Here is a 13,255-nt window from a genome sequence, read left to right as displayed (position 1 = left end):
ATGCATTTTTATAGATATTTTGTAACCGACAGATAAAAAGTTGAGCTCTTCTTATTGTAGATATCGAACCCCTTGGAAGAGCCGATTTCAGGGTGATAAAAACCACCGCTGTTGTTGTGTCCCAGTGCCAGGACCCAGTCTTCATTAAACTGCCACCCTAGCTCTTGGGCGAACGTAAAGCTGTCATCCATGCGTCTACCGTAATAATTTTTCGATATCCGATAACGACCATTCATTTCAAGATAAAGGTTCGAGTCGATCATCCAGAATGCATCGACCAGAGTATCGAATTGATGCTCGATCAACACCCGCTCACCGGCAGTCTTGTACTGATAGGCGTTGTAACGATAACGGGGGGACACATAGAATTGCAGCTTTTCAAGCGGGCTCCAGAAAACGTAGGCCCCAACACGTGGTGCATATTGCAAGTTATCCCGCTTAGAATATCGACTGGCAGGCAGATAGACACCTGCACTACCTTTAATGGTTACGGTAGCGGATAAGTGATAAATTGGTGTGCGGTACTCGAGAAAGGGATCATAGAAGCTCGACTCCTTACCATGAAGCGTTTCCTGCTCCCCACCAAGGGTCAACATCAAATTGCCCCAGTCAGTCCGATAACTCACCCTGCCATCTATGTTAAAAGCCTCATAAGCATGGTAACTTTCGGCACCATAGACGTTTCGCGTATAACCCGCACTAACATAACCTGACCATCTACTGACTTCTTTATCAGGCTTAATATCATATTCAATCACGGCATGAGCAGGCACGATAGATGAGCAAATAAATATCAATAATCCCAGACAAGCAGTTATGCCAAATTTATTTTGGTAATCGTTCGACGCAAGGCACTTTTTTTTCGTTGGTTCCATGTTTTCAACCTAAGTTAATCATCAATTTTCTTTTCGTTATTTCACATAAAAACAAAATAACAGTTCAAGCGTCACAATAAGAATGCTGACAATATATTGGCAAAACACTTAACCAGTTAACCACTCAATAGAAGAGTTGAACTTACATATTTCACCCGCCAACAGTAAGACCAAATCCACTCTGAGAAAAAGCCACATGCAAGCTCTATCAATACATGACAACATGCTAATTTAAAAGGGAAGTTTATCTCGGAATAATAAGGTCAAATTAAACATAAGCATCACCTTATTAACTAACGCAGACAATAAATATTATTCTAAGCATAACAATCAATCAATTTAAAAATAATTTACACACATTCAATTTCGCTGATAACGAATTAATAAAGGAGGATACGAATTGATACACTTATTTAATAATAGACTCTTAAACTGAGAATAATCAATAGTAATAAGATAGATTTATTGCCAAATAATTTAATAATCTTGAACAATATCACAAATAAAAATCAACAACACAGAGGCGCAACCAATCATTAACACCGTAAATCAGAATTTAAGTAAATTATTAACAAATCACTCTGGGGAATATTGAATATAAAGGAATCTAACTCTATGTCGTTACGCGGATAAAAATCAGCCAGTCCAATTAATAAATAATTGCTAACGACAGAATGAAACTTTAAGTTAGACGAAACAGTGAGCCTCGAGCTCGGCGTACTTCGAATAAACAAACTGGTTTCAAGTTGCTTCCCTAACCTCTGTGGTGGTAATGCTACCGCAGTCGGCAACCCGAACAAAAAAGAATGCCTGCTTCAAGCAGGCATTGGGGCTAGACAGGGTATGCAGAAAGCTAAAACTGAGCCATTGCCATCTTACGGCGCAAATACGCGATCTGCTGCATATGGGGTAAGTCCTTGGGACAATTATCCTGACAACCGAGTAGGGTCATGCAGCCAAACACACCATCCTGGTTACCTATGACATGATAAAAATCTTCTGTAGTGCGACTATCTCGGCTATCGAGCTCGAATCTGGCCAGCTTCATCATGCCCACAGCGCCGACAAAGGACTCTCGCATCTGTTTAGTGGCACAAGCCGATACACAGACACCACATTCGACGCAGCGATCCAACTCATAGAGTTTAGCCGCCTCTTGCGGAGACATAGGTGTCTCGAGTCTATGAACGTCGGCATCTTCACTCATTGGGTGTAACCATAGCTTGAGTCGCTCAGCCAGTTCACGCATAAACTTGCCGGTGTTCACCGAGAGATCGCCTATCAGCTCAAAGCCAGGTAGTGGCATCAAGGTTATTTCCCCTTTGGGGTAATTCTTGGTCAGCGTTCGGCATGCCAGCGTTGGCAAGCCATTTATCACCATGGCGCAACTACCACAAATGCCCGCACGGCAGACAAAATCGAACTGCAGAGAGGTATCTTGATGCTCACGTAGCATGTTCAACGCGATAAATACTGTCATGCCCGGCGTTTCTTCAATTTGATACTTCACCATCTTAGGCTTATCACCCGCCTCTTGTGGGTCATATCTGAAGATATTGAAGGTTAAGCTACGCCCTTTAGTCTCTATTAGGTTCATTTGGCTATTTTCCTCACTGCCGCAGGCTCACCGCTTTCGGTCAGCTTATCACTTAAACGTTCATTTTTAGGCTGCAGAGCCTCGGGGACTTCGAAGGGCATAATTGCATTTTGCCGCTGATGTCGGTCGGCATCTTCTCCAAGCTCACTGATGATATTGGCGATCTCCTGCTCCCGCTTCTCTGTATCAGGATGAGCGATAGCATTGTCGATACCGTAACCTCGATACCCAGGCGGCAGCTCCATCTTCATCACATCCAGCGGCTCATAACTCAGCTCTGGAGAGAGGGCATTCTCATCAGGCCAGCTCGAAAGCGTTCTATTCAACCAGTCTTTATCGTTTCTTTGGGGGAAGTCTTCTCGAGCGTGGGCACCACGGCTTTCTGTACGTGCGGCCGCGCCGCATGCCACTGTGAGTGCGACTTTAATCATGCGCTTAACACGTAGCGCTGCGACCAATTCAGGATTTGCATGGCGCTTGTTACATTTAAGGCCAATATCACGCGAGCGTTTCAGTAGCCCTTGCAGCTCAGAAACCGCTTTATCGAGTTCGATACCATTGCGGAAAATACCCACATAATCCATCATGATCCTTTGCATCTCTTTTCTTATCACAAACGGACTCTCTGTACCTTCACCCTCCACTAAATCGTCAATTTCGCTGCGCACCTTATCGATAAATGATTCGGCAAGTCCTGTGTCTATCTCTAAGGTGTTTTCTTCACAGAAATCGGCAACATATTTACCGATAATCATGCCACCGACCACGGTTTCCGCCAGCGAGTTACCACCGAGTCGATTGAAGCCATGCATGTCCCAGCACGCAGCTTCACCGACACTAAACAAGCCTTTCAGTTGCGGATTTTGACCCGTTTTATCGGTGCGGATCCCCCCCATAGAATAATGTTGAGTGGGACGAACCGGGATCCACTCCTTAGCAGGGTCAATCCCCAGGAAGTTCTCACAGATCTCTTTCACTTCACGCAAATTAGTTTCAATATGTTTACGACCAAGCAAGGTAATATCGAGCCACAAATGCGGGCCATAGGGACTATCAACCCCCTTGCCCTTACGCATATGTTCTGTCATACGACGAGAAACCACATCACGGGAAGCCAGTTCTTTCTTCTCCGGCTCGTAATCCGGCATGAATCTATGGCCGTCTTTATCTCTTAGCAAGCCACCGTCACCGCGACAGCCTTCGGTCGTCAGAATGCCCACAGGCACGATGGCAGTCGGATGAAACTGCACCGCTTCCATATTGCCCAGCTTGGCAACGCCAGTTTCTAGGGCGAGCGCCTGACCGATACCTTCGCAAATAATGGCATTGGTCGATACTTCATAAATCCTACCATAACCGCCAGTAGCAATCGTGGTCGACTTGCCGATATAAGCCCTTAGCTCTCCGGTTATCAGGCAGCGCGCTACCACACCTTGACAACGCTTACCATCATGAATGATTGCCAAGGCTTCGACGCGTTCATGGACAGGAATATCCATAGAGATAGCCTTGTTATCGACCGCATAAAGCAAGGAATGTCCGGTACCATCTGCGGTATAACAGGTGCGCCACTTCTTAGTGCCACCGAAATCACGGGCGTTGATCAAACCATGGGCTTCTTTAGCCTCTTCTATGGTGACCTTTTCGGCATTCACCACGATTTGTCTTGGACCTTCTGTCACCCGAGTCCAGGGGACGCCCCAGTTTGCCAGCTCTCTTACAGCCTTTGGGGCACAGTGAGCAAACATACGTGCGACATCTTGATCGCAACCCCAGTCGGAACCCTTTACCGTATCCTGAAAATGAATATCTTCATCATCACCCATTCCTTTCACGGTATTGCCCAGACTCGCTTGCATGCCCCCTTGCGCCGCAGCGGAATGTGACCGCTTGGCAGGAGTAAGAGAAAGCACTAGTGTATCGAGTCCGCGTTCCTTGGAGGCGATGGCAACTCGTAAGCCAGCCAATCCGGCTCCAACCACTAAAGAATCGGTATATATCAGTTTCACACTTGCTCCTTTTAAAGCCTAGGGTTCTGGTTTTTTAGTTCTAAGTTCTAAGTTCTAAGCTTTAAGCCGTAAGTTCAAAGTAATAACAGCTGAAGGTTAAAGCTAAGATGGTGACCTTTGGTCTGTCGCTACGCGGACGGCTGCGCCTATTCGAAGGGCTAGGCCCCAATCTTTCCTGTAGGAGGGGCTTTAGCCCCGATGTTCAATGAATTGATTCCCTCCCGGCTAAAGCCGGTCCTACAACTCACCCGTTATGCATATGGAAGGAAAGCCAATAGCGACGCTAATCCAATCAAAACGAAGACGACACTTATGATATTTTTTATCTTTTTCATACGGGCGCGGGTATTTAAGTCTCTGGCCGCGCCCCATTTTATCGCCACCCGGTAAATGCCAATTGCGGCATGTAATTCAACACTCAACAACAGCGGCAGATATAACAGCCACACCCCATCATTCCAGATCCTGCTCGCCGAACCCGAAGGGCCTATGGTTTCTGGCGCCGAGCCGATAAGCCAAAGGTGCACTGGCAGTAAAACAAAGATAATGACACCGGTAACCCAAAGCTGAGTATCACCATGCTTGATGGCGCTCATCTGCTTTCTAAGTGCTAGCTGCTGCTTTAGACTCAATGGTAATTTTTGCATTGCTACCAAGGCATGAATGAAAGCTAACGTGCCTATCCCCATGGCAATAAGCGAAACTATCCAAGGATAGCCATGGCCGTCGCTGCTCAGAAAACTCAGCTCCATCAAGCCGGCAACCCAGCTCATCGCATCGCCACCGAGTAAGATTGATGAAACCAAGACTAAATGCGTCCATAAGAACAGCGCTAAAATCACACCAGAGAGACTCTGACTGATATCAAGCCAGGCAATCCAGCGTCTTCCTCGCGCCTTAATCTTTGTACTTGTTGTCGTTATTGTATTTGTCGTACTTTCTGCGATTGCAGAATCATTAATAGTCATATGTCCTCACTGAGTGTTGACTTGCTACATGATCTAAAAACCTTATAAAGGATAATGATAATGTCGCCCACAAATCACTCAATGTTAGTGAGGTAGATCAATTCAGCTCTAAATAATCAAGGATATCCTTATCTAATCATGACTAATGGCCAGTTGGAACATAAGGCTCAATAGGCAAAGATAAACCGTGACCTATGTAAATATATGAAACTAAGCTAAATACACCGATAGTAATAAGGTAAATAATCATGACTTTAGCCAGCTTTCTTAAACCTGATCGGTTAGCGGTTATCCCCCACTTCACTGCAACACGGTACAAACCTATCATGGCATGGATAACCACAGCTGGAAGCAGCAAGGCATAGAGCAACCAGGCATTGGCGTGATAAACACGTTCCGCAGACAGGTGAGGACCAATTTCAGGATTAGTGATCATGGTAAATATGTGTACTGGTGCTAAGAAAAACAAAATAAAGCCGGTAACAAGTTGCCAGAACCAGGCATGACTATCTTTATGCTTGATGACATTCATGTGCCTGCGAAGTGCTCGCCACTGGCCAATTTGCACCGGGAAACGACGCAGCGCGACCGCCGCATGTAGGATCACAACCAGCAAAATTAACATTGAAAAGATTTGAGTCACAATAGGAAAACCATGGCCTGTTTCGCTGAACATGCCGCCTTCCAGTATTTGCACCACCTGATAAAACGCTTGTTTACCGAGCAAAATACTCGATTCGAAGTGTAGGTGTGCTAATAAGAAACAGCCCAACAAGATACCTGTGGCACTTTGAATTTTATCGGCTTTCGCAGACCAAGGATGTCCGCCGATATCTGGGGTAGCGGATGCGGGTAATAGAGTTCTCACTGTCATATTCTTATCTGCCTATTGTCGGGATTTACACTCTAGCAGGAAGATCATTGATGGAAGATGTGCCCTATACATTTCGTGATTTAACTCACTAGATTAAGTCTGAGTATTTGAAGCCTGTCACAAACAATGGCTAAGTTAGCCGGCAGAGGTAAGACCAATTAACCAATTTAATTCAATTGGTTAATAACAGCATTCAAACGAGATAATCGATGATATATTTATATTTATTTCAGCAAGATAAGTAATAGCACAACTTATTTTCACCCATAAACACCTAGATTAATCACTGGTGATCGGTTTGTATGTTTACCTAGTCTAACTCAGGCCATACATTGCTTTGAAACTCGCAATACATGCAGGCTTGGGTATACAATAGTCGCAATTTTACAAGTAACGAGACGATTCCATGCCTTGGATCCAACTGAAAATTGATACCGATAGCCAACACGCAGATGCATTAAGCGATCTGCTGATGGAAGAAGGTTCACTGTCTATTACCTTCGAAGATGGTAAAGATACCCCTATTTACGAACCAACCTTGGGTGAAACACCACTTTGGAATAACACCGTACTGACTGCGTTATTCGAAGCCGATAGAGATCTTGCCATCCTTGTTGAGCAACTAAAATCATTGCCTTATTTAGGTACCGATTTTCGTTATAAGATCGAACAGGTCGAAGACAAAGATTGGGAACGCGAATGGATGGATAACTTCCACCCGATTCAATTCGGCAAGCGACTGTGGATCTGCCCTAGTTGGCGTGAAATCCCAGATCCGCAAGCGGTTAACGTGATATTAGATCCCGGCTTAGCATTCGGTACCGGTACTCACCCGACTACCGCTTTATGTCTCGAATGGTTAGATGGACTGGAGTTAACCGATAAAGAAGTCATCGACTTCGGTTGCGGCTCAGGCATCTTAGCCGTCGCGGCGCTAAAATTAGGTGCTAAAAAAGTCACTGGAATCGACATTGATTATCAGGCAATCGAAGCATCTAAAGCCAATGCCGAGCGCAATGATGTACAAGATCGACTCAGTCTCTACCTTCCGGAAGAGCAACCGCAGGATCTTAAGGCCGATATCTTAGTTGCCAACATTCTTGCGGGACCACTACGTGAATTAGCCCCATTAATTGCTGAAAAAGTAAAATCCGGTGGTCAATTAGCCCTATCGGGGCTGTTAAAAGAACAAGCCGATGAAGTTGCCGAATTTTACACACAATGGTTCGATATGGATGCGCCAGTTCACAAAGAAGATTGGAGCCGCTTGACAGGGATACGTAAATAGCTGTAAAGGGAGGTACACCTTGTTCCGCCTAACTATTCTCAGCTTGCAAAAGTCAAGAAGAAAAGTTTCACTCAGGTCATTTATTGACCTTTTCACCGACTCAAAAAAGACGTACTATGGCGCCCCTTTGAAGCGTAGGTATGATGAGAATGCAGATTGGACCCTATCAACTGAAAAATCAGCTGATCGTGGCACCAATGGCAGGTGTCACAGACCAACCCTTTAGAAATCTTTGTGTTCGTTATGGCGCTGCCATGGCGGTTTCAGAGATGCTTTCATCTAATCCCGATGTTTGGGACACAGATAAGAGCCGCAAGCGCATGAGTCATGCTGGTGAAAACGGGATACGCTCCGTGCAAATCGCAGGCGCCGATCCTGAATTGATGGCCAATGCCGCTGTTGTCAACGTACAACAGGGAGCACAGATCATCGATATCAATATGGGTTGTCCTGCTAAGAAAGTGAATAAGAAGCTAGCGGGTTCAGCTCTGCTGCAAAACCCAGAGCAGGTAAAAGCAATTTTACAGGCCGTGGTAGCCGCAGTCGATGTACCAGTGACACTGAAGATTCGAACCGGTTGGGCCCCAGAGCACAGGAATGGTGTTCAAATCGCCCAGATAGCCGAAGATTGTGGTATTGCCTCATTAGCCGTTCACGGCCGAACTAGACAGTGCATGTATAAAGGCGACGCCGAATACGACACGATTAAGGCTATTAAACAGAATATCTCGATCCCAGTTATTGCGAATGGAGATATTGTCACCCCAGAGAAGGCACGCTACGTGCTTGACCATACGGGTGCCGATGCTCTCATGATAGGACGAGGTGCCCAAGGACGGCCTTGGATTTTCCGAGAAATCCAACATTACCTGGATACGGGTAACAAGCTAGCGCCTGTTGAGATGGATGAAAAGCGCCTTGTGATGCTGGAACATCTTGAAAACTTATATGAACTGTATGGTGAGTATAAGGGCATCCGTTTTGCTAGAAAGCATGTTGGATGGTATTTGGACCAGGAAGAACAGCGTCCATTCCGTGCCGAGTTTAATCGGCTGGAAACTGTTGAAAAACAATGTTCCATGGTGGAACGCTATTTTGATGAAATTGCACAGAATTAATTAAAGAGCAGAATACGAATGTTTGATCAGACTACTAACACAGAAACTCATCAGCTTACAGTTGGCAAAATCGAAACAGCTAACGGTACTATTAAGCCTCAGTTACTACGTGACGCTGTAAAGCGCGCTGTAACAAACTTTTTCGCTCAGATGGACGGACAAGAAGCTGAAGAAGTATATGAAATGGTGTTGAGCGAAGTTGAAGCTCCTCTGCTAGATATCATCATGCAGCACACTCGTGGTAACCAGACTCGCGCTGCGAACATGCTGGGTATCAACCGTGGTACTCTGCGCAAAAAATTGAAAAAGTACGGCATGAACTAGTCGTTCTTTCCTTACTAAATAAAAAAACCAGCTTCGGCTGGTTTTTTATGGCTAATTTTTCACCTAAGTTTAATCTACATCATAAAAAGGTCTATTCCTGACTAAATTAGTCAAGTTTTACTTGTCCATAAGCTGAGTGCCAAATAACATCCTCACTAAAGGTATATATAATTTACAGCTTTGGAGCAGGTATGAGCACAATTTCTCAATCGGATCTTAAACTATCCCAGCAACGCGTCGGAAAATTGGTAGCCGATGATTTTCGCGCCGCGCATGTATTCAGTCAATTCGATATCGATTTCTGTTGCGGTGGCGGACGTTCACTCGCCTCGGCCTGTAACAAATCTGCTGCAGACTTAGCCGAGGTAGAAGCCGCGCTGGTCGCCATAGATACTTCGGGCCCTAAGGAAGATACACTCAATCAACTAGCCATCGATAAACTGATCGACTATATCGAAGATACCCATCATACCTACGTGAGAGAGAAAGCCCCACTCCTGCTCGAATACAGCCAGAAGATGGTACGCGCCCATGGCGAAAATCATCCGGAGATAAAACCTTTTGCCGGCTTGGTTCAGGCATTAATCGCAGATCTGGTGCCTCACTTGATGAAGGAGGAGAAGATTTTATTCCCCGCAATCAGGGCCATGGCCGCCGGAGAAACCGTTGACGCCTGCTTCGGTCATATTGGCAATCCTATCAACGCCATGGAACATGAGCATGATGAGGCTATACAGATGTTCGAAAAGCTCCATGAGCTCACTAATCACTTCCAACCACCTGAGCATGCTTGTACCACCTGGCGTGTCTGCTATGCCACTCTGGCGGAGTTTGAGGCTGACTTGAAACAGCATATTCATCTGGAAAACAATATATTGTTCCCCAAGGCTCTGGCGCAGTCTGCATAATAAATCAGACGACATAAACTAAAAATAGACAGTAAAAAGGCCAGCACTGTAACAGTGCTGGCCTTTTTCGTGATGATGGATAATTTACCCAATTAATCCTTGTAACTCATGTATGTCTTGGATTTCTACATGGGGTAACAGCTGACCGAATCTGTGTGGTTTATCTCGGCCGAAGCTTGGATTGAGCCAAGCAGACTGACAGCCTGCCATCCTGGCTCCCATAACATCGGCTGCATGACTATCTCCGACGTGCAGTAAACTAGGTAGTGGAATATCGAGTCGACGACAGGCGTTATAGAACATATCCGGGTAAGGCTTCATACGTGTGCCTGCGCCAGGATGAAGTACAAAATCCAGCACATCACCCAGACCGATTCTATCGGCATCGACATTGCCGTTGGTGATGCCGATTAATGGATATTTAACACTCAAGTCTCGAAGCAAGTTTACTACAGGTCTTGCAACGGTAAAATCAGAGCGCTTGTGTAAGAAGCAATTCAAACCGGCCATGGCACCGGATTTGGCACGCTCTCGGGAATAACCCAGCATAAGCAGGCCTTGTTCCAACATGCTCAATCTTGCGGCAGTCGTATCATGGCCAAGCTCAGGCTGATTGTGGATAATACTTGTTTTGAGCTTTATCCAGTCATCCCTTTGCCAACGACGAGTCTCGCTATAATTCTGATGTAAAAATTGTAGCAGTGAAGCTTCAGCAGCCCCGATCACAGGACCATTATCATATAAGGTGTCATCGAGGTCGAAGCTAATCGCTTGATAGGCTCTAGGCCTGAGATATATCTGCGCCATCAGCTTTCCTCCCTTTTCGTGCTATTGAGCTTCTTGGCTCTACTGGCCCTTGGATGAGCCCCGTCGTACACTTTTGCCAGATGTTGGAAGTCTAAACTTGTGTATATCTGAGTCGTCGAGAGATTGGCATGACCAAGCAACTCCTGCACCGCACGCAGGTCGGCGCTCGACTCCAACATATGAGTCGCGAAAGAGTGACGTAGCTTATGCGGATGCACCCGCATATTCAAGGCCTGCTCTTGTCCCCACTTAGCTAATCTGGCTTGTATGCTTCTATGGGCTAATCGTTTTCCCTTGGCTGTGACGAATAATGCCTCATCTTGGCAAAGAATACTCTCTCTCAACGCTAACCAAGCCTGGATAGCTTGGATCGCACATCGACCTACAGGAACAATCCTTTCCTTGCTTCCTTTACCTAACACCTTAACTTGCCGTTCGGCAAAGCGGATAGCAAGCACATCGAGAGCCGCCAGTTCGGCGAGTCTTAGACCGGAGGAGTAAAACAGCTCCATGATGGCTTTATCACGCACACTCAAGAGATCGTCGGCGTCTATCTCTAATAGGTGAGTCACAGAGTCGAGATCCATATTTTTTGGCAGGGGTTTATTTTGCTTAGGCGCACTCAGACTCTTAGCTGGATTGGCGTTAATGACCCCCTCACCCAGTAAGAAGTCACAAAACTGCTTTACCGCGGAAAGTGTTAATGACAGAGAACGAGGACTCAGGCCCTGGCGGTGTAATTGCCCCAAGACGTGCTGAATTTGTTCATGGCTGACCTCTGACCACAAGAAAGATAAGCAGGCATTTTCTTCGAGTTTAGCGGAGACTCGATGCAACTCGTATAGGTAATTTCGTACTGTATGTGCCGAAAGCTGTCGCTCGGAGCGACAGTAACTCTCAAACCGTTTAAACCAGTTAGCATTCATCTAATTCCTTGGTTGCCACGAGCCTTGTCGTTATGCTACTTACAGACTCTAGGCAAGATACTCTGAGTACAGTTAAAGCTTAGGCAATAGATGATCTATAAGTTGCTTAAGTTGATCCAGAAAAAGATTATCCATTTCCGAATGAAAATGCATCGCATTTTGACTCGCGATGGCAAAAATAACCTGACCACATCGATCCGATAATCTAGATAAGGCCACAGAGCCAACTTCGCAGCCAAATAAACGTTTCGATTCTGCTGTAGTGAGTCGACCAAAATAATAACCTTGGCTCAGGCGCTTACTCCAGATACGCGACAACTCGCTATCTATGTCATGTACCGTGATTAATCGAACATGGCTAAACTGAAATTGTGTTTTTAAACCTTCGGATAACTCTTGCCTCAGTTCACCGAGATCTTCACATTCAAGCAGTTTAAGTGACAGCTTGCTATTGAACATGTAGATCATCTCATTACGGGTAGCCATCCCCATCAGGGATGTGATCTCCTCCTCTAACTGCCGTACCCGGCTGCGCAGTATCTCTTGTTGGCGCTCAACCAAGGACACGGTACCACGCTGCGCATGTGGAATTCGCATTGCCAACAGCAGCTCAGGATAACGAGTGAAAAAATCAGGGTTATCCAGCAAGTATTCTCGAATCAGTATCTCATCGAAAGGCAGTTGTTTTTTCACATTAATTATTTCAGTCATGTTTGTATCTGTCCGTCATATACGTGTTCGGCAGGCCCAGTCATCCATAAAGGTTTACCCTCTCCATCCCAATTAATGGTCAAGGTACCACCCGGTAGATCGACACGTACACGCTTATCTAGCTTACCTTGTAACTGACCCACGACGACCGCAGCACATGCACCCGTACCACAGGCAAGCGTCTCTGCCGCGCCGCGTTCATATACTCTTAGTTTAATATGACCCGAGTTGATCACCTGCATAAAACCGACATTCACTCCCTTGGGGAAGCGCTCATGTTGAGTCAATAATGCGCCAATCCCCTCGACATCTGCAGCCTGAATATCTTCGACATCCAAAACACAGTGAGGATTACCCATTGAAACGGCGCCACAGAGAAAGGTCTGCATCTTAGATTCTGCAGTGTCGGTCTGTAACAAATATGTTTTTTCAGGCCGCTTGGCATTAAAGGGGATCTTGCTTGGCTCGAGTACCGGAATGCCCATATTCACGGTGACATTGCCGTCTTGCTCTAGGCGCAGGGTAAGTTTGCCGTTGGAGGTGCTGACTTTAATTTTTTGTTTGTTGGTCAATCCCTTGTTACGCACAAAGCGAGCGAAACAGCGTGCACCATTACCACACTGCTCAACCTCGCCGCCATCGGCATTAAAAATACGATAGTGGAAATCAAGATCGGGATCATAAGGAGGCTCTACCAGAAGCAACTGATCGAAACCTATACCAAAATTTCGATCGGCAAGGCGTTTGATCTGCTCGGGCGAGAAAAACACATTCTGTGTTACGCCATCAACCACCATAAAATCATTGCCTAAACCATGCATCTTAGTGAAATGGATCAAGTTAGGTCTCC

At 45.8% G+C, this 13,255-nt stretch carries 13 protein-coding genes; 4 read left to right on the top strand and 9 right to left on the bottom strand.

Annotated elements, in window-relative coordinates:
• Window positions 1–8: 8 nt before the first annotated feature.
• The 5 genes from KT99_RS01355 to KT99_RS01335 all read right to left on the bottom strand — a co-directional run bounded on the left by KT99_RS01355 (window position 9) and on the right by KT99_RS01335 (window position 6,323).
• Window positions 9–875, bottom strand: coding sequence for a hypothetical protein (locus tag KT99_RS01355; RefSeq protein ID WP_005496194.1), 867 nt, complete (start codon window positions 873–875; stop codon window positions 9–11).
• Window positions 876–1,728: 853 nt separating this feature from the next.
• A complete protein-coding gene (locus KT99_RS01350) occupies window positions 1,729–2,472 on the bottom strand; it encodes a fumarate reductase iron-sulfur subunit (protein ID WP_005496193.1) in 744 nt (247 codons plus the stop codon).
• Entirely contained in the window at window positions 2,469–4,481 is a 2,013-nt protein-coding gene (locus tag KT99_RS01345) for a fumarate reductase flavoprotein subunit (protein WP_005496192.1), read from the bottom strand. Before KT99_RS01345 ends, KT99_RS01350 begins: the two co-directional genes overlap by 4 nt.
• A 251-nt stretch (window positions 4,482–4,732) precedes the next feature.
• On the bottom strand, window positions 4,733–5,449 hold the full coding sequence (locus tag KT99_RS01340; protein WP_005496191.1) for a fumarate reductase cytochrome b subunit: 717 nt from the start codon (window positions 5,447–5,449) through the stop codon (window positions 4,733–4,735).
• Window positions 5,450–5,591: 142 nt separating this feature from the next.
• Window positions 5,592–6,323, bottom strand: a complete 732-nt coding sequence (locus KT99_RS01335) for a fumarate reductase cytochrome b subunit (RefSeq protein WP_005496190.1) — start codon at window positions 6,321–6,323, stop codon at window positions 5,592–5,594.
• Between the two features lie 406 nt (window positions 6,324–6,729).
• On the opposite strand from KT99_RS01335, the gene prmA reads away from it, so the two are divergent.
• The 4 genes from prmA (at window position 6,730) to ric (ending at window position 9,961) form a co-directional block, all read left to right on the top strand.
• On the top strand, window positions 6,730–7,611 hold the full coding sequence (gene prmA, locus KT99_RS01330; RefSeq protein ID WP_005496189.1) for a 50S ribosomal protein L11 methyltransferase: 882 nt from the start codon (window positions 6,730–6,732) through the stop codon (window positions 7,609–7,611).
• Between the two features lie 149 nt (window positions 7,612–7,760).
• Window positions 7,761–8,729, top strand: coding sequence for a tRNA dihydrouridine synthase DusB (gene dusB / locus KT99_RS01325; protein ID WP_005496188.1), 969 nt, complete (start codon window positions 7,761–7,763; stop codon window positions 8,727–8,729).
• An 18-nt stretch (window positions 8,730–8,747) separates the two neighbouring features.
• A complete protein-coding gene (fis, locus tag KT99_RS01320) occupies window positions 8,748–9,053 on the top strand; it encodes a DNA-binding transcriptional regulator Fis (protein WP_005496187.1) in 306 nt (101 codons plus the stop codon).
• A 191-nt stretch (window positions 9,054–9,244) separates the two neighbouring features.
• Complete coding sequence (gene ric, locus KT99_RS01315; protein ID WP_005496186.1) at window positions 9,245–9,961, top strand: iron-sulfur cluster repair di-iron protein; 717 nt, start codon at window positions 9,245–9,247, stop codon at window positions 9,959–9,961.
• Between the two features lie 84 nt (window positions 9,962–10,045).
• Here the strand turns inward: ric and KT99_RS01310 are convergent, their stop codons facing one another.
• The 4 genes from KT99_RS01310 to dapF form a co-directional block, all read right to left on the bottom strand.
• The gene (locus KT99_RS01310) at window positions 10,046–10,768 is read right to left on the bottom strand and encodes an HAD-IA family hydrolase (protein WP_005496185.1); all 723 of its coding nucleotides are present in this window, start codon (window positions 10,766–10,768) and stop codon (window positions 10,046–10,048) included.
• Window positions 10,768–11,694, bottom strand: a complete 927-nt coding sequence (gene xerC / locus KT99_RS01305) for a tyrosine recombinase XerC (RefSeq protein WP_005496184.1) — start codon at window positions 11,692–11,694, stop codon at window positions 10,768–10,770. Before xerC ends, KT99_RS01310 begins: the two co-directional genes overlap by 1 nt.
• A gap of 72 nt (window positions 11,695–11,766) precedes the next feature.
• Complete coding sequence (locus tag KT99_RS01300; protein WP_005496183.1) at window positions 11,767–12,405, bottom strand: DUF484 family protein; 639 nt, start codon at window positions 12,403–12,405, stop codon at window positions 11,767–11,769.
• Window positions 12,402–13,244 carry a diaminopimelate epimerase gene (gene dapF, locus KT99_RS01295; RefSeq protein ID WP_040571456.1) on the bottom strand — a complete coding sequence of 281 codons (843 nt, stop codon included), beginning with the start codon at window positions 13,242–13,244 and terminating at the stop codon, window positions 12,402–12,404. Before dapF ends, KT99_RS01300 begins: the two co-directional genes overlap by 4 nt.
• Window positions 13,245–13,255: the final 11 nt, after the last annotated feature.

It is taken from the genome of Shewanella benthica KT99 (genome assembly GCF_000172075.1).
Classification (GTDB): domain Bacteria; phylum Pseudomonadota; class Gammaproteobacteria; order Enterobacterales; family Shewanellaceae; genus Shewanella; species Shewanella benthica_A.
This window is presented reverse-complemented; position numbering and strand designations above follow the sequence as displayed.